Source organism: Aliivibrio sp. S3MY1, from assembly GCF_028765575.1.
Taxonomy (GTDB): Bacteria; Pseudomonadota; Gammaproteobacteria; order Enterobacterales; family Vibrionaceae; genus Aliivibrio.
Map to the genome: position 1 here is coordinate 76,375 of NZ_JARACO010000003.1, position 17,708 is coordinate 94,082.

Below are 17,708 nucleotides of genomic sequence, written 5' to 3' on the forward strand. Positions count from 1 at the left end.
ACTTGTGAGGGCTGAATGACTGACTGTTTAGATTTTCATCTATTATTAGTTTACTTATTGGTCGTGCTTAAGGCATAAAAAAACCCGCTAGATGGCGGGTAAGGTTTTTATGTCAAATTAACTAAGCACAAAAACACTACCCGAAGTAGTGCCACCAACGTTTAGTCATCACGCTAGTTTTTAAGAATGCTTGTTGTTTGCTAAGCTGTGACATAAAGTACCTACTATTAAAACAAAGATAATATCAATTATTTATTGAGAAAGCGTTTAACTGTGTACCAGTAAACTAGTACGCGAGATGGAAGTCAAGAATTATTATGAAAATAGACCTACATAGTCACACAACTGCGTCGGATGGACGTATGTCTCCTGCTGAATTAGTAGAAAGAGCGGTTACTTTTGATGTGAAGGTGCTTGCTATCACCGATCACGATACCGTTGCAGGCTTAGCAGAAGCTCACCAAACGATTAAAGAAAAAGCATTACCAGTGCATTTAATTGATGGTATTGAAATTTCTACATTATGGAGCAACAAGGATATTCATGTTGTTGGCCTTAATGTTGACGTTAATCACCCTGAATTAATTGCATTGATAGAAGAACAAGCGCAACGTAGAGACTCAAGAGCACGAAAAATGGCTGAGCGTCTTGAGAAAGCCGGTTATGTGGGAGCATTTGAAGGTGCGGTGGCTCTTGCTAATGGCGGATCATTAACACGAGCGCATTTTGGCAAGTGGTTAGTTGACCAAGGTCACGCAAAAACGATGCAAGCGGTATTTAAAAAGTTCTTAACACGCAATAACATAGGGTATGTTCCACCGGATTGGTGCTCAATCGAAGAAGCCGTTAAAGTGATTCATAATGCGGGAGGAACGGCAGTATTAGCTCATCCTGGGCGTTATAATTTAACAGCAAAGTGGATTAAACGACTATTAATTGCTTTTGTTGAAGCAAAAGGGGACGCAATGGAAGTTGCTCTACCTCAGCAAGGCGTACAAGAGCGACGAGTGCTAGCAAACTATGCAATTGATTATGAATTACAAGCGTCACAAGGTTCAGATTTCCATTATCCGTCCCCTTGGACTGAGCTTGGAAGAAATTTATGGCTACCTGAAGGGGTAGTTCCAGTATGGCAAGAATGGGATTTACCAACATTTGAGTAGGCTTAATCCTTAAATAATAACAATGACCTGCTAGGCAGGAGGAATAATGAGCCAATTTTTTTATGTACATCCAGATAATCCACAAGCCCGCTTAATTAGCCAAGCGGTTGCTATCATTCGTGATGGTGGGGTGGTTATTTATCCAACCGATTCAGGCTATGCATTAGGTTGCCAGCTTGAGAATAAACAAGCATTAGAACGTATCTGTCAGATCCGTCGTTTAGACGATAAACATAACTTTACGTTGTTATGCCGCGATCTGTCTGAGCTTTCAATTTATGCTCGTGTTGATAACAGTGTTTTCCGTTTATTGAAAAATAATACGCCAGGTGCGTACACATTTATCTTTAAAGGCACTAAAGAAGTCCCTCGCCGTCTAATGAATCCAAAACGTAAGACAATTGGTATGCGTGTGCCGGACAATAAAATTGCGTTAGATCTGCTCGAAGCATTAGGGGAGCCGCTAATGTCGACAACCTTAATCTTACCGGGTAACGAGGTGGCTGAGTCTGATCCAGAAGCGATTCGTGATCAACTTGAGCATGCGGTGGATTTGATTATGAATGGTGGTTACTTAGGTGAACAACCAACAACGGTTGTTGATTTTAGTGATGATGAAATCAATGTGGTTCGTATTGGTGCCGGTGATCCTACTCCGTTTCAATAATTAGAAAAAACAGAGTGTTTAAATAGCCAGCAGTGTCTGGCTATTTTTTTATCCATTTTTCGAGAGTGTGCAGTAATTGTGGTTTAACTATTGGTTTGGTTAAATAATCATCCATTACTGATGTGATGTTTACTATCTCTTCATGACTCGATTCACCAGTTAGAGCGATGATGGGAATGGATGGGTGAGTCGCTTTAATTGCTGCAGCCGCTTCAGCGCCATTCATCACAGGCATTCGGGAATCCATGAAGATCAGGTCAATATGGATTTTACTCACAATTTGAACCGCTTCAGATCCGTTTTCGGCTTGAATAATAGTGAGATGCTCATTGGCAATGAAAGTTTGTATTAACATTCGTTGTACTTTTTTATCATCAACAATCAGTATTGTTTTTTCCGAGTTATTGTTTGCAATATTCATTTCTAATGTGATGTCTTGCTGCACTTGTCGAGGCTGAATTATTGGCTGTTTATCATTACTAACTTTAGGAAAACTCAGAACGAATTCAGTAAATTCCCCTTTTTTTGAATAGCAGGCAATATTTCCACCAAAGGAGTGCATAACTCTTAGGCAATAAGATAGCCCTAAACCAGTGCCTCCTTTCTTATTATGAGTAAAAAAGTCATCAAAGATATTTGGTAATATATTTGCATCAATTCCAGGACCAGTATCCTTAAAGATTAAAGAATTGGTTGTATTCCCTTTAGTTAACTGTATTGATATTTTACAGTCTGAGTCATCAAAATAATGAATGGAGTTACGTAATAAGTTAAAGAGGATAAAACCAAATAAAGTATCGTTAACATGTATGGTGAAATCATCGCTTAGATTAACGTTAATACGGTTACGAATCTTTTCTGAGTCAAAAGCATATTCATTTATAAACTGATTGGTTAATTCTGAAATTGAATAATAGTTAAATAAATGTGGGTTTATTTCTGAACCTTTACTTTCATTGAGAATGATATCAATGAGTTGGGCGCCACGTTGGATCGCCAATTGGCCTTTTTGTAATTCATTCTTGATCGTTGTTTCGTTTGAATGCGCGCCAATACGTTCAAAGTGGTACTGGAGTTGTGATAAAGGGTTACGCATCTCATGGGCGATAGAGTTTGCAAGAGCTTGAGACTGGCGTACTTTACGTTCATTTTCAATATACCCTTGAACTTTAGTTAATACCCACTGTACAGCGGTAATCTCTTCATTAGAAAAAGTGGATCCATCTTGTTTGTTTGCAGAGATAAGTAAATGAGAAATCAGCTTATTTTTTCCAAAAACAGGCAGTATTAAGGCTGTTTTATGGGAATCCATCTCTTTTTGGATTTGATGCAGCTCAGAATGATTTGATTCTGGAGCATAATGAATTTGATAATCTAACTCATCCTTCACCAATGCCGAATTTGATCGGTTCAAATGTGGTATGAAGATATTGTAGTTTGTGTTTTTACCGACTAAGAGCAGATCATCTTGTGGTGTTCCAAGCAGAGAAGCCAATTTCTCGATAGCATGTTGAGTTGAATATTTAAATTCATCCGCTATTTCATATATTTTATCGACCGGTGTTTTTTTATCTTTATAGATTAATAAGCTAGAGAGCACTTTAGCTTTTGAAAGTATTTTATTCCAAAACAAACCAGTGAGTATTATTAATAAAATACTACTATAGAATAAACCGCTTTCTTGGTGGTTATTATAGAAATACAGAAAAGGGCTAAGGAAGACGATTAAGGTCATCGTATAGGATGCTACCCAAAAAGAGATATAACGTAAGCTGTATAAGCGATGATAAAGTAAGGTATAACCAATTAAAACGGCTTCTGTGACAGAAAGAACGGGTGGTATCCAAGCAAATGAAAAGTCGTGCCATACCGTCGGTATTATTATTTGAGAAATAATAGTGGAAGACATAAAGATTAAAATACCAAACAATAAGTAAGTCGATTTTTCTTTATTCAGTTTTATTTTACTTTTTCTTAATTTTGAAAAGTTATAAATTATTAAGCCAATAAATACGAAGGCATTAAGAAAAAATAGAGTCGCAAATGGACCGAAATGAATAGTAAAAAGTCCTTTGTCAATAATAGTAACGCCAGTAACGGTTAAGTTTGGTATTAGATTGATAGTAAGAGCAAATGTCGTTTCTGCATAAAAAAGAATCACGTGCCAAGTTTTTAATTTTTTGTTTTTCTCTGTTGATACCAGTCGACAGGAAAATAAGAAGGCAAAACTAAATGCAAAATATGAGCTTAAGTTAGCAAGTAGAGCTACTTTTATCGCGGTACTCTCAGTAAATGTAACTAATAGATTAGATTGAAAATAGTAATTAGTCAAAATCCAAAGAATGATAAAAATAGAATAGGCAATATATGGATGATAAATTTTAGGGTCAACTTCCATCCGATCTTTAAATAAAGAGCGAATAAAGTAGGCCACCCATAATAAGATAAAGACGGCAATAAACAGTAATAAATTATCTTTTGGGAGGCCACTTAACATCTATAACAAACTCATCATTATTTTAATAATTTTCTTCTTTGGATAATTTTAACATTATATTCTTTAAAATTATATCGGTTGAAAACATAACGGGCATTTTTTGTAAGACAAATTCCTTTATATGTGACTAATCCTGAATTATTTATATCTTGGGAGCCAGTAAAAACAAAAGGCATATGCTCTCTTTCTATGTTATTCATCTCTTGATAGAACAGTATCATTGCAGGTTGTTCTATAATAGAAAAAATCATATCCCTTCCTGAAAGGAACAAGGCATTTGCTAATCCTTTTTGTGCGAGATACAGGTGGTAGTTAAGTTTTATTTTAGGTCCGTTGACGGTAAAGCGAATGACACCACACATACGTGTTTTATCTACTATAGAAGAAAACATCGCATTTTCGAGTTCAGAGCAAGAAAGGGTATTAAAATAATCATGCGGTTGGTTTTTTTGGGAAGCTAGATCTGGAAAGAATTGGTCAATATATGTTGAATTTACTATGTTATCCCATTTGTTACTTTGAAAAAAATCATCGAAGAATAGCCAGTTTTTCTTTTGATGATAAGGTTCAATAAGCGCTGATGAAATAATGTTAGGGTAGTCATTTTCGTCATCAAATTGATACAAGATAAAATGTTCCCCTTTTGACGAAATATTAAGGATCTTTAGCATTTCATACCATTTATGTTCTTTAATGAAAGTGGCTATATTTATCAGAACAATAGCATCAGAGAGTAACAGTGGTTGGTCACAAAATTCAGTATGAAATAGGCGAGTATCTAGTGCTGTATCACTGATAATCTCATAATGGTAATGATCATCTATGACTTGAGCCGTTGGGTATGTCTGTTTTTGTTTTTTGTTATCGGAGGGGTGCTTTGAGTTTTGAATGGTTCTAAATATTTCGAATTCTGTCCAACATATCAATAAACAACCAAAAATACGTTGGGAAAGCTGCTCAATAATAAAGTATTGTTCGGGAAGTTGCTTACACGGGGATTTTGCTATCAACTCTTTAGCTTCTGGTGTTGAAAATATAGAAGCGAGATTTCCAGAGTAACGGTGACCTATTTTGCCTAATATGGTCTCTTTTCTATGTTCGATTATCTCCTGAAAAATATGTGGATTATCTATTTCTTTACTGTATTGATAAATGACTTCGATGAGTTCTATTGAGTCGTTTTTTTTGGATCATTTCAGTATTAGGGCTAGAAGTGATTGATGTATATAATTGATGTAAAGTATTCATTTTGATTCCTTTTGATGATAAAAGTTGCTGTTAGACATTCAGCATTTTTATCATACGGGAAATCATATTATGTGATTACTTTTTATTTTCAATACTCAGGTCCATTTTTCTAAAATGTGCACTAGCTGTGATTTAGAAACAGGTTTAGTTAGGTTGTCATCCATAATGATTGACATTTTCTTTAATTCATCATGATCTGCTTCACCAGTTAAGGCGATGATAGGAATTAATGGGTGGGTCTGTTTTATTATTTTTGCTGCTTGGAGTCCATTCATTATTGGCATACGGGAGTCCATAAGGATGAGGTCAATGTTATTATTATTAACAATATCGATGGCCTGAGCACCATTTTCAGCTTGTAGGGTATTAACGTTATCATTTTTAATAAATGTTTGGATTAACATTCTCTGTACTTTTTTGTCATCAACAATAAGAATGTTTTTAATCGACTTACTTATTATTTTTTGTTCTTGAGTTTTATTTCCCTTGCAAGTAACGTCAGTTTTACTATGAATAATGGTATTTGAACTATTTTTATTTTTAATTTTTGGAAAGCTAAGAACGAATTCAGTAAATTCTCCTTTCTGTGAATAGCAAGAAATATTGCCTCCAAAAGAGTTCATCGCTCTTAAACAATAAGATAGCCCTAAACCACTGCCGCCCTCTTTATTGTAAGTAAAGAAATCATCAAAGATATTTGGTAATATTTTTGAGTCTATACCTGGACCGGTATCTCTGAAAACTAAGGAGTTAACAGTATTTCCTTGAATTAGTTTTATTGATATTTCGCTGTCACTACTTTTAAAATAATGAATAGCATTGCGCAATAAATTAAAGAGAATGAAGCCAAAAAGCGTGTCATTAACATTAATGGTAAAATCATCACTAAGGTTGATTTTTATGCGGTCACGAATATCTTTTGATTCAAAAGCGTACTCATTTATAAATTGATTTGTTAATGCTGAGATTGAGTAATATTTAAATAAGTCCTGATTGATTTCAGAACCTTTACTTTCACTTAAAATAACATCAATTAGTTGAGCTCCGCGTTGAATCGCTAGTTTACCTTGCTGCAATTCAGCATCGATAACGGCTTCGTTTGAATGTGCGCCAATGCGTTCAAAATGGTATTGGAGTTGTGATAGTGGGTTTCGCATCTCATGAGCTATAGAGCTTGCTAATGCTTGAGATTGATTTACTTTACGCTCGCTTTCAATATAGCCTTGAACTTTGCTTAATACCCATTGAATTGCTGTAATCTCTTCATTTGAAAAGGGAGTACCATCTCGTTTATTCGATGAAATGAGTAGATGCGTGATAAGTTTATTTTTTCCAAAAATAGGAAGAATTAATGCTGTTTTTGTTGAGTCCATTTCTTTTTGGACTTGATGAAGTTCTGCTTGAGAATATTGAGATGCATAATGGAGTTGGTAGTCTAATTCGTCCTTTACTAATGCTGAATTTGATTGGTTAAGATGGGGTATGAAAATATTATAATTTGCATTCTGCCCTACAAGTAGAAGATCTTCTTGTGGCGTGCTGAGTAATAGAGCAAGTTTTTTCATTGCCTCATTACTCGAATATTTAAATTCTTCAGCAATCTCAAATATTTGTTCTACAGGTGTTTTTTTATTCTTATATATTAATAAGCTAGATAATATTTTTGTTTTATTAAGCGTACGTTTCCATAGTAGGCCGATAGAGATACCAAATCCGATTAATAATAAATTGAATGTTAAGTCCATAGTATAGAGTGCTGCTATAGGTATTAAATAAACAATGGCATTCATTACATAGGATAAGGCCCAATAAGAAATATACCTTAAGCTATAAAGACGGTGGCAAACTAAGGTATACCCTATTAATAAAGCCTCTGTGATTGAGAGTGTTGGTGGTAACCAAGTATAAGAAAAATCATTCCAGATTATTGGGATAATAATCTGAGATGTGATTGTTGATGACATATAAATAAAAATACCAAACAATAAATAGATGGATTTTTCTTTGTTGAGTTTGATGTTGCTTTTTCTTAATTTTATGAAATTAAAAATAGTGAAAATAATAAAAAGAAAGGCATTAGCAAAAAAGAAAGGCGCGAAAGGTCCGAACTCAATGGTAAAATTACCTGGAGCTACAATATCAACACCAGTTACAGTCTGATTAGGTGTTAAATTTAGTATAAATGCGAGTACCGTTGCTGTAGTTGTTAACCAAAATTGCCACGGAGATAGTTGCTTATCTGCTCTGTTAGATGAAAGATAACACGAGAATAAAAAGGCAAATGCAAAAGCAAGGTAGGAGGTAATATTGGCAATAATAGCCATTATTATTGCCACGTTTTCAGTAAATCGGACTAATAGTGACGACTGAAAGTAAGCATTGCTTAGTATCCATAATACGATAAATACAGCATAAAGAACGTATGAAAAGTAAATGTTTGTATTAACCTTTGTCCGTTCTTTATAGTGAGAACGGACAAAAAAGCCAACCCAAAGCAATACCGTTGCACTGGTTAGTAGTAGTAAATAAACTTTAGGTAAGGCTAGTTGCATTTATAAAACTCAATGGTTTCGTAATAGTTTTCTTAACTCAATAATCTTAACATTATACTCTTTAAAATTATATTGATTAAAAGCAAGTGTTGCATTATTTAGGACCCAAATGCCTTTATAGGTGACAATCCCGTTTTTATTGATATCTTGCGCACTTGTAAAAAGGTAAGGTGCTGCTTCTGGTGTATGAATATTGATAGATTGATAGAACAAAACCATCGCAGGTTTCTCTATGATAGTAAAAACCATATCACGACCACTCTCTTTTAAGGCATTTGCTAACCCTTTTTGTGCCAAATATAAGTGAAAATTGGCTTTCGATTTATCTCCACTAACGGTAAGTCTAATCGCTTCGCATACTTTTGAGTGATCTAAAATAGAAGAAAAGAGACCTTTTTCAATATCATATGATGATTTATTCATTAATTGAGACTGACTTAATGCCGTTGAAACTTTAGTTGCGCATTTTAAATTGAAGATTGAATGTGATTGCTGGATTGGTTGCCACTTTGGACTTTGGAAAAAATCATCAAAAAAAAGCCAATTACGAGAAGTTGAAGGTGAATTAATTAAGGCAGAAGAAATGATATTTGGGTAGGCACTTTTATCGTTAAACTGATATAAAATAAAGTGTTCACCTTTTGATGAAATATTAAGCATGCCGAGCATTTCATACCATTGATGCTCTTTAATAAATGTGGCGATATTAATCAGTACAATAGCATCAGAAAGCCGTAATGGTTGCTCACAAAACGCAGTATGAAATAGTCGCGTATCTAATGCAATATCTGCAACTATTTCATAATGGTAGTGTTCATTTATTACGGGAGAATTGTAACTATGATGAGCATGATTAGTACAGTGTGAAAAGGAAAGCGCAGCGTTTTTAATTGTTCTGAATATTTCCAATTCAGTCCAGCAGGACAGTAAGCAACCAAAAAGTCGTAGAGCAATTTGTTCAATAAGAAAATAGTGTTTGGGTAGCGTGGGGCTCGCTTGTTTTCCTATGGTATCTTTGGCCGTTTGAGTCGAAAATAAATCGGCTAAATTACCTATACTAGATTCACCTAGTTGACTTGAAATAAACATTTTTCTGTTTTCTATGATCTGCTGCAGAAGGTTGGGATTGTCTGTTTTATTACAGTATGAATCGAATATTTCTATAAAATAGTCACACTGTTTTTTTTTGTGCGGCCCCACTTTCAAGATCACGAGATAAAGTATGAAGTAAACGGTTTAATTTTTTCATTTGAATTCCTTTTTGTGTTAATAAAATGCTGTTATACGTTCAGCATTTTTCATCATACGGAAAATCATTTAATGTCATAATTTTTTGCTTAATTTTTTACCATTCGTCACAACCTTATTGTATAATCACCTTCCATCGAATTTTAAAGTGATTGAGAAATGGTATCTAATTTAGGTATCTTCTTGATTAATAAAAGTTAATTGACGCCTGTGAAGGCGACATAATAAGGTAAAAAATGAGCGAAAAATTACAGAAAGTATTAGCACGAGCTGGTCTTGGTTCTCGTCGTGAATTAGAAACGATGATTCAATCTAATCGTGTTAGTGTTGATGGTCAGATTGCAAAGCTAGGTGACCGCCTAGAAAATGTTGATGCGAGAATTCGTATCGATGGCCATGTTGTATCGGTAAAAGAGTCTACTGAAGTAATCTGTCGTGTTCTTGCTTACCATAAACCAGAAGGTGAGTTATGTACTCGCCACGATCCAGAAGGTCGTCGTACCGTTTTTGATCGTTTACCAAAAATCAAAGATTCTCGTTGGGTATCTGTTGGTCGTCTAGATGCAAACACCGCTGGTCTGCTGTTATTTACAACTGATGGTGAACTAGCAAACCGTTTGATGCACCCAAGTCGTAAAGTTGAACGTGAATACATGTGTCGTGTATTTGGTGATGTTAACGACAAAATGGTTAAAAACCTTGTTTCTGGTGTAAAACTAGAAGATGGTGAAGCTCGTTTTGAAGACGTAATGTACGCTGGCGGCGAAGGTATGAACCATACTTTCTATGTGGTAATCAATGAAGGTCGTAACCGTGAAGTACGTCGTTTATGGGATTCTCAAGGTGTAACCGTTAGCCGTCTAAAACGTGTTCGTTACGGTGATATTTTCCTAGAGAAAGCATTGCCTCGTGGTGGTTGGATGGAGCTTGAACTGAAGGATGTTAACTACCTTCGTGAAATGGTTGAGCTACCACATGAAAAAGAAAGTCTTTTAGATGTAGATAAAGAATCACGTAAGCGTGCTAAATCTAAATCTCAAAAGATCCGTCGTGCAGTTAAGCGTTACGATGAGCGTACAACAGAGGAGCGTAACGTTCCTGCTGGTCGTCGTGGTCGCAACAATAAGAAACCTGTGGGCGGTTCATTGCCTTCTGCAAAACGCAGTTCAACGGGCGACGCTAAGCCTGCTGCTGGTAAGCCAAGCGCTAAAGGTAAGAAGCCTGCACCAGGTGCTAAACCGATAAGAAGTAAATTCTCTCCAAATGGTAAAGCACCTAAATCAGCACCAAGACAGCGTTAAGTTGAATTGTTGAGTTGACTTAGAAAACAAACAAATAAAAAGGGTTGAAGCCATATGGTTTCAACCCTTTTTTATTCTTTTTATCAATATCAGAAACTATTTCGGTTGTGCATCAATACACTGACCATTAACGTCAAGGCTTTCAGGGGCCATTAAATAAACATATAGCGGCATTAGATCTTTAGGTGTTTTTAATAAGCTAATATCTTCAGCGGGGAAAGCTTGTGCACGCATACGAGTGTGAGTACCGCCCGGATTAATAGCATTTACTTTTATTTGAGTGCCTTCCATTTCATGAGCCAATGTTTGCATCATGCCTTCTGTTGCAAATTTAGAGATAGCATAAGCCCCCCAAAAAGCACGGCCTTGATGACCAACGGTAGAAGTCGTAAAAATAATGCGAGCATCATCAGACTGGTGTAATACCGGGAGCAAAGCTTGAGTCATTAAGAATTGTGCTTTAACGTTGATTTGCATTACTTCATCAAAGATAGCTTCTTCAAATTGCTCAAATGGACTTAGCATACCAAGAAGGCCGGCATTATGTAGTAAGCCATCTAATTTACCGAATTGGCTCTGTATTGTTTCTGCCATATCAACATAATGTTGTTTTGTGGCGCCTTTTAGATCTAAAGGAACAATGGCAGGGGTTGGATAGCCCGCGGTTTCAATTTCATCATAAACCGCTTCTAATTTAGCGACAGTGCGCCCTAGAAGGATCACGGTAGCGCCATGTTGAGCGTAATGTAGTGCTGCTTGTTTACCAATGCCATCTCCTGCACCAGTAACGAGAATTGTTTTGTTTTTTAATGCGTCAGCTGAAACCTGATAGTCCACTCTGTCATCCTTGTCTTTATTACGTCCACCTTAAGAAATATTTACAAATAAATGTGATAAATTGGTGTAAAAATGCGCGTTTAGTGCGATTTATTATCTTAAGGTGAATTAACTTTGAGGTAAGTCGAGTACAATACACGAAACGTACTTAAGAGGGTATTACATTGGAATTTTTGTTTGATTACGGTCTCTTTTTGGCAAAGATAGCGACAGTGGTTGTTTCTATTATCGCCATTCTAGTTGTCGCTAAAGCGGTAGGTGGTAAATCTGCAAGTGCTAAAGGTGAGTTAGAGGTTACTAATTTAACTGAACAATATAAAAATACGGTTGCCGAATTAGAGTATCACTTGTTTGATGATGCTGAGTTAAAAGCACGCGAAAAAGCAGAGAAAAAAGCGGCGAAAGAAGCCGAAAAAGAAAAACAAAAGGAAGTGAAGCAGGCTGCAAAATCTGGTGCTTTAGAGTTTAAACGTGATGCTCGTTTATTTGTTTTAGATTTTAAAGGCAGTATTGATGCCAAAGAAGTAGCAAGCCTTCGTGAAGAAGTTTCAGCTATCTTAGCTATCGCAGTTGAGGGGGATGAAGTTCTTGTTCGCCTTGAAAGTGGCGGTGGTATGGTCCACGGCTATGGCCTTGCTTCATCACAATTAGATCGTTTACGTGATGCTAATATTACGCTAACGATTTCAGTCGATAAAGTAGCCGCGTCTGGTGGTTATATGATGGCATGTATCGGCGAGAAAATTATTGCAGCGCCATTTGCGATTGTTGGTTCTATTGGTGTCGTTGCACAGTTACCAAACTTTAGTAAGTTACTGAAAAAGAATGATATTGAGTTTGAACAACTGACCGCTGGTGAATACAAGCGTACCTTAACAATGTTTGGTGAAAACAGTGATAAGGCACGTGAGAAATTTCAATTAGAATTGGAAGAGACTCACGTATTATTCAAAGACTTCATCCATGAGCACCGTGCAGAATTAGACCTTGAAAAAGTGGCTACTGGCGAGCATTGGTTTGGAAAGCAGGCTCTAGAATTAGGCTTGATTGATGCGATTCAAACCTCAGATGATTACCTAACTAAGGCATGTAAGGATCGTGAAGTATTAGCGATTCATTACGTACAGAAGAAAAAATTAGGCGCTAAAATTGCGGGTATTGCAGGGCAGTCTGCAGAAAATGTATTTATGCGTTTAATCAGTAAAGGACAACGTCCAATTCTTTAATTGCACGGATGTTTTTGATATTAAAAAAGGCTGAATTATTCAGCCTTTTTTTGTTGTTTGTAATTAGCGAAAATTACTTAACGCTGAACTCTTTTGATAATTGGTGAGCAAGGTGTTTAAACATATTAAATACAGCGGTTGTCTTCTCCGTTGGCAGGCCTTGGTCAGACAAGAAATACTCACCCTTAAAAACTAAAACCTCTTCTTTTTCTTCAACACTCGTTGCTCGCATACCTTCAACGTAGTTTTCGTGATCTTGAATGATTTGGTTGGCGATTAACAGTAAATCAGCCTCAGAAATGGATTTTTTATGGCTCATATCTCACTCATTTTTTGCTATATAAAAGAGGGATTCTAAGCATAAAGAATTAAAAATACAATTAATGTAAGTTATGGCGAGTAAAATAAAAATTAATGAGAGAACGGCAATTTTATTGTGAGCTAGTGCAAGATATTGAGCTCACGTTTTGAGCTATTAGTCAGTAAGTGATAATAGAGTCGGCCTGTAAAAGGGAACTCTGATGATGGGGTTATTTGTAATTACATCTATTTAACAACTGCCCAAACTACGACCATTCAGTAGCGATTGTAAAAAAAGTGGTTGACGTAGTGCCATCCTCCCTCAATAGTAATATATAGATAAAAGTTCAATTTATAGCTGTGGACATCATTATTTTCGACAGCATTTTATTTCAGCACGAGGACGTTAGTGAGACATTATGGGTAAATCTCTAGTTATCGTGGAGTCACCAGCCAAAGCAAAAACAATTAATAAATACCTTGGCAAAGACTTCATCGTAAAATCCAGTGTAGGTCACGTTCGTGATTTGCCTATGGGTTCGACAAGCACTGGTAAAAAAGCAGCAGCACCGTCGACCAAAGGTATGAGTGTTGAAGATAAAGCACGCATTAAGAAAGAAAGAGACAAAAAGAACCTGATCAATAAAATGGGTATTGACCCATACAATGATTGGGCCGCTAATTATCAAATTTTGCCAGGCAAGGAAAAAGTCGTCGCTGAATTACAAAAGCTGGCTGAAAATGCAGACACTATCTATCTCGCAACCGATTTAGACCGTGAAGGGGAAGCTATTGCGTGGCACCTTCGCGAGATCATCGGTGGTGATGATTCACGCTATAAACGAGTAGTTTTTAACGAAATTACAAAAAATGCGATTCAGCAAGCGTTTGAAACTCCGGGCGAGCTAAGCATGCCAGGTGTAAACGCTCAACAAGCACGACGCTTCCTAGACCGTGTTGTTGGTTTCATGGCATCACCATTGCTATGGAAAAAAGTGGCTCGTGGTTTATCTGCAGGTCGTGTTCAATCGGTTGCTGTTAAGGTCTTGGTTGAACGTGAACGTGAAATTAATGCGTTTATTCCTGAAGAGTTCTGGGATATTCATGCAGACACGTTAACCGCGGGCAAAGAAAACTTCCGTCTACAAGTTGCGCAGCGTAATGGGTCTGTATTTAAACCACTAACGCAAGCGGATACAGAAGCGGCAGTAAGTATTCTTGAAAAAGCAGAATATGAAGTGTGTAAGCGTGAAGATCGCCCAACGAAAAGTAAGCCATCTGCCCCATTTATTACCTCAACATTGCAGCAAGCGGCAAGTACTCGCTTAGGCTACGGTGTGAAAAAGACCATGATGCTAGCTCAGCGCCTCTATGAGGGCGGTTACATTACCTACATGCGTACTGATTCAACTAACTTAAGTAAAGAAGCTGTAGAGACGTTACGTGAGTTTATTGGTTCTGAGTATGGCGACAGCTATTTACCAGCAGCACCAATTATTTATGGAAGCAAAGAAGGCGCACAAGAAGCTCACGAAGCGATTCGTCCTTCAAGTGTCGATGTGAAAGTAGACGACCTACAAGGTATGGAAGCGGACGCACACAAACTTTACAACCTAATTTGGAATCAATTTGTGTCGTGTCAAATGACACCAGCACAATACGATTCAACGACATTGAGCGTAAAAGCGGATGAATTTACCCTAAAAGCGAAAGGTCGTATCCTTAAGTTTGATGGTTGGACTCGCGTGCAACGTCCAATGGGTAAGAATGAAGATCAATTATTACCAGCAGTTCAACTTGGCGATAAGCTAAAACTAGAACAGCTTGATCCAAAACAACACTTTACTAAGCCACCAGCGCGTTTCACAGAAGCTGCATTGGTTAAAGAACTTGAGAAAAAAGGCATTGGTCGTCCATCGACTTACGCATCAATCATCTCAACCATTCAAGACCGTGGTTATGTTCGTGTTGAAAGTCGTCGTTTTTATGCAGAGAAAATGGGTGAGATCGTAACAGACCGTCTAAATCAGTCGTTTGATGATTTAATGGATTACGACTTTACTGCTCGTATGGAAGGCAACTTAGATAAGATTGCAGAAGGTGATAAAGATTGGAAAGATGTGCTTAACGCTTTCTTCCAAGATTTTACAGACGATATCGCTAAAGCTGAGCTTGATGAATCAGAAGGCGGCATGTCACCAAATAATATCGTAGAAACTGATATTAAATGTCCGACGTGTGACCGCAATATGGGTATTCGTACCGCATCAACTGGAGTATTCCTTGGTTGTTCAGGCTACGCATTACCACCAAAAGAACGTTGTAAGACAACCATTAACTTAGGCAATGAAGAGGGCATTATTAATGTTCTTGAAGAAGACGTAGAAACCGCAGCATTGCGTGCGAAGAAGCGTTGTCCTAAGTGTGAAACGGCGATGGACCCTTACCTGATAGATCAAGATCGTAAACTGCATGTTTGTGGTAACAACCCGAACTGTGACGGTTATATTGTTGAGAAAGGTGAGTTCCAACTTAAAGGCTATGATGGCCCGATTGTCGAGTGTGACAAATGTGGTTCAGATATGGAACTTAAGAACGGTCGTTTTGGTAAATATATGGATTGTACGAGCGAGACATGTAAAAACACTCGTAAGATCCTTAAAAATGGCGAAGTTGCGCCACCAAAAGAAGATCCTGTTCATCTTCCTGAATTGGAATGTGAAAAATCAGATGCATACTTTGTATTGCGTGATGGCGCATCAGGCTTATTCTTGGCAGCAAGTACGTTCCCTAAATCACGTGAAACTCGTGCTCCGTTAGTGGAAGAACTGGTTCGCTTTAAAGATCGTCTGTCTCCTAAGTTTATTTACTTAACGGAAGCACCAACACACGATCCCGATGGTAAGCCAGCAGTGATTCGTTTTAGTCGTAAAACGAAAGAAAACTATGTTCGTACTGAAAGTGATGGCAAGCCATCAGGTTGGACTGGTTTATACATTGATGGAAAATGGGCAATTACCGATAAGCGTAAAAAGCCAAAAGCTGAGAAAGAAGATAAATAATCTTTTTAAGAAGTAGTTAACGAAAAAGAGCCGCAAGAATGTGGCTCTTTTTTTATGTCGCCAAATCACAATCTTTCATAATTTTAATTATTTTACTATATTCATTGATCTAACACGGTATACCGAACAGCAACTAAGACCATAATAAGGAAATATATTTTTACTGTTCTATGGAAGTCGGTAGCGTTATGCGTCAATACATGAAGTATTTAATCCCAACAGTTATTCCTTTAATTATTTTATTACTCCCTCTGTCGGCTTTTCCTTTTGAAGGAATGACAATAATTCAGCAGCGTGTGATTGCTATCTTTTTATTGGCAGCCTTGTGCTGGGTATTTGAGCCAATCCCTATTTATGCCACTTCTGTTGTTATTATTGTTCTCGAACTCTTAATGGTTTCTGATAAAGGCTTTATTTTGTTTAAGCTTAATCAAGAATCACCGCAATTTGGTGAGCTACTTAATTACAGTGACATCATGGCCACTTTTGCTAGCCCAATTATTATGCTGTTTTTAGGTGGTTTTTTCTTAGCAATGGCGGCCACAAAATATCGATTAGATGTCAACTTAGCCAGAGTATTACTTAAACCGTTCGGAACCGATCCAAAATATGTCATGCTTGGCTTAATGTTGATAACGGGTATTTTCTCAATGTTTATGTCGAATACGGCAACAACGGCGATGATGCTATCGATATTGACGCCAGTTATTGCCGTATTTGGCCCTAAAGACCCAGGTCGAGTTGCGTTTGCTTTGTGTATTCCTATTGCCGCAAATATTGGTGGTATTGGAACCCCAATCGGAACCCCGCCAAATGCAATTGCCTTGAAGTATCTTGTTGGAGATAACCTAATCACATTCGGTGAATGGATGGTATTTGGTGTGCCATTTGTTATCGTGATGATGGCGCTTGCTTGGTTTTTAATTACCTATTTGTACCCAGCAAAACAAACCACAATGAACTTAGATATTAAAGGCAAGTTCTTAAAAACACCCAAAGCAATCACGGTTTATATTACGTTTGCGGGTACGATCTTATTGTGGTTAATGGGATCAAGCCATGGCATGAACTCATATACTGTTGCGCTAATTCCAGTTGCGGTTTTCTCTCTGACTGGGATCATCAACAAAGAAGATCTTAAGAAAATATCATGGGATGTGCTGTGGTTAGTTTCAGGTGGTATCGCACTTGGTTTAGCGTTAGACAAAACAGGCTTGGCTAAGTTAGTGGTTCACAGTATTCCTTTTGATGCTTATTCTCCTTATGTGGTTTTATTTGGTGCGGCATTCTTATGTTTAGTCATGGCAAACTTCATGTCTCATACAGCAACGGCCAACTTATTGATGCCGATCATGGCAGCGTTAGGTACATCAATGACGTCATTGACCCCATTAGGTGGTGAGCTAACCTTAATATTAATAGTTACGTTTGCAGCCTCTCTAGGCATGTCGCTGCCAATCAGTACACCACCAAATGCATTGGCGCATGCTACCGGTAATGTTGAAAGTAGCCAAATGGCAAAAACAGGTGTGATATTGGGTGTGGTTGGTGTGCTATTAAGCTTTGTTATGGTATGGATCCTTCATACTGTTGGACATATTGGATAG

The 17,708-nt window shown here is 37.2% G+C and carries 12 protein-coding genes; 6 read left to right on the forward strand and 6 right to left on the reverse strand.

Going from position 1 to position 17,708, the window contains the following annotated elements:
• The first annotated feature begins 317 nt into the window (after positions 1-317).
• Both rnm and PVK62_RS03190 read left to right on the forward strand, forming a co-directional pair.
• On the forward strand, positions 318-1,163 hold the full coding sequence (rnm, locus tag PVK62_RS03185) for an RNase RNM (RefSeq protein ID WP_274443299.1): 846 nt from the start codon (positions 318-320) through the stop codon (positions 1,161-1,163).
• Between the two features lie 46 nt (positions 1,164-1,209).
• On the forward strand, positions 1,210-1,830 hold the full coding sequence (locus PVK62_RS03190) for an L-threonylcarbamoyladenylate synthase (RefSeq protein ID WP_274443298.1): 621 nt from the start codon (positions 1,210-1,212) through the stop codon (positions 1,828-1,830).
• A gap of 40 nt (positions 1,831-1,870) precedes the next feature.
• On the opposite strand, the gene PVK62_RS03195 is transcribed toward PVK62_RS03190, so the two are convergent.
• From PVK62_RS03195 to PVK62_RS03210, 4 genes are all read right to left on the reverse strand, one after another.
• Positions 1,871-4,327, reverse strand: a complete 2,457-nt coding sequence (locus tag PVK62_RS03195) for a hybrid sensor histidine kinase/response regulator (RefSeq protein WP_274449335.1) — start codon at positions 4,325-4,327, stop codon at positions 1,871-1,873.
• 17 nt (positions 4,328-4,344) lie between these two features.
• Positions 4,345-5,499, reverse strand: coding sequence for an acyl-homoserine-lactone synthase (locus PVK62_RS03200; protein WP_274443426.1), 1,155 nt, complete (start codon positions 5,497-5,499; stop codon positions 4,345-4,347).
• A 171-nt stretch (positions 5,500-5,670) separates the two neighbouring features.
• Positions 5,671-8,127 (reverse strand): hybrid sensor histidine kinase/response regulator, encoded by a 2,457-nt coding sequence (locus tag PVK62_RS03205; protein ID WP_274449336.1) that lies wholly within the window; start codon positions 8,125-8,127, stop codon positions 5,671-5,673.
• Between the two features lie 9 nt (positions 8,128-8,136).
• Positions 8,137-9,339 (reverse strand): acyl-homoserine-lactone synthase, encoded by a 1,203-nt coding sequence (locus tag PVK62_RS03210; RefSeq protein ID WP_338000266.1) that lies wholly within the window; start codon positions 9,337-9,339, stop codon positions 8,137-8,139.
• Positions 9,340-9,611: 272 nt separating this feature from the next.
• Here PVK62_RS03210 and rluB point away from each other — a divergent pair, with 272 nt between their 5' ends.
• Positions 9,612-10,676, forward strand: a complete 1,065-nt coding sequence (gene rluB, locus PVK62_RS03215; RefSeq protein WP_274443293.1) for a 23S rRNA pseudouridine(2605) synthase RluB — start codon at positions 9,612-9,614, stop codon at positions 10,674-10,676.
• 96 nt (positions 10,677-10,772) lie between these two features.
• On the opposite strand, the gene PVK62_RS03220 is transcribed toward rluB, so the two are convergent.
• A complete protein-coding gene (locus PVK62_RS03220) occupies positions 10,773-11,513 on the reverse strand; it encodes a YciK family oxidoreductase (protein WP_274443292.1) in 741 nt (246 codons plus the stop codon).
• Positions 11,514-11,677: 164 nt separating this feature from the next.
• Between PVK62_RS03220 and sohB the strand changes: the two genes are divergently transcribed.
• Positions 11,678-12,739 carry a protease SohB gene (sohB, locus tag PVK62_RS03225; protein ID WP_274443291.1) on the forward strand — a complete coding sequence of 354 codons (1,062 nt, stop codon included), beginning with the start codon at positions 11,678-11,680 and terminating at the stop codon, positions 12,737-12,739.
• A gap of 73 nt (positions 12,740-12,812) precedes the next feature.
• On the opposite strand, the gene PVK62_RS03230 is transcribed toward sohB, so the two are convergent.
• Complete coding sequence (locus tag PVK62_RS03230) at positions 12,813-13,058, reverse strand: YciN family protein (protein ID WP_274443290.1); 246 nt, start codon at positions 13,056-13,058, stop codon at positions 12,813-12,815.
• 400 nt (positions 13,059-13,458) lie between these two features.
• On the opposite strand from PVK62_RS03230, the gene topA reads away from it, so the two are divergent.
• Positions 13,459-16,101 (forward strand): type I DNA topoisomerase, encoded by a 2,643-nt coding sequence (topA, locus tag PVK62_RS03235; RefSeq protein ID WP_274443289.1) that lies wholly within the window; start codon positions 13,459-13,461, stop codon positions 16,099-16,101.
• Positions 16,102-16,289: 188 nt separating this feature from the next.
• A complete protein-coding gene (locus PVK62_RS03240; protein WP_274443288.1) occupies positions 16,290-17,708 on the forward strand; it encodes an SLC13 family permease in 1,419 nt (472 codons plus the stop codon).

What these genes read in the sequence shown, in the direction of transcription:
- rnm (WP_274443299.1), top strand. Translation starts at nt 318, where the DNA reads ATGAAAATAGACCTACATAGTCACACAACTGCGTCGGATGGACGTATG.
- PVK62_RS03190 (WP_274443298.1), top strand. Translation starts at nt 1,210, where the DNA reads ATGAGCCAATTTTTTTATGTACATCCAGATAATCCACAAGCCCGCTTA.
- PVK62_RS03195 (WP_274449335.1), bottom strand. Translation starts at nt 4,327, where the DNA reads ATGTTAAGTGGCCTCCCAAAAGATAATTTATTACTGTTTATTGCCGTC.
- PVK62_RS03205 (WP_274449336.1), bottom strand. Translation starts at nt 8,127, where the DNA reads ATGCAACTAGCCTTACCTAAAGTTTATTTACTACTACTAACCAGTGCA.
- rluB (WP_274443293.1), top strand. Translation starts at nt 9,612, where the DNA reads ATGAGCGAAAAATTACAGAAAGTATTAGCACGAGCTGGTCTTGGTTCT.
- PVK62_RS03230 (WP_274443290.1), bottom strand. Translation starts at nt 13,058, where the DNA reads ATGAGCCATAAAAAATCCATTTCTGAGGCTGATTTACTGTTAATCGCC.
- topA (WP_274443289.1), top strand. Translation starts at nt 13,459, where the DNA reads ATGGGTAAATCTCTAGTTATCGTGGAGTCACCAGCCAAAGCAAAAACA.
- PVK62_RS03240 (WP_274443288.1), top strand. Translation starts at nt 16,290, where the DNA reads ATGCGTCAATACATGAAGTATTTAATCCCAACAGTTATTCCTTTAATT.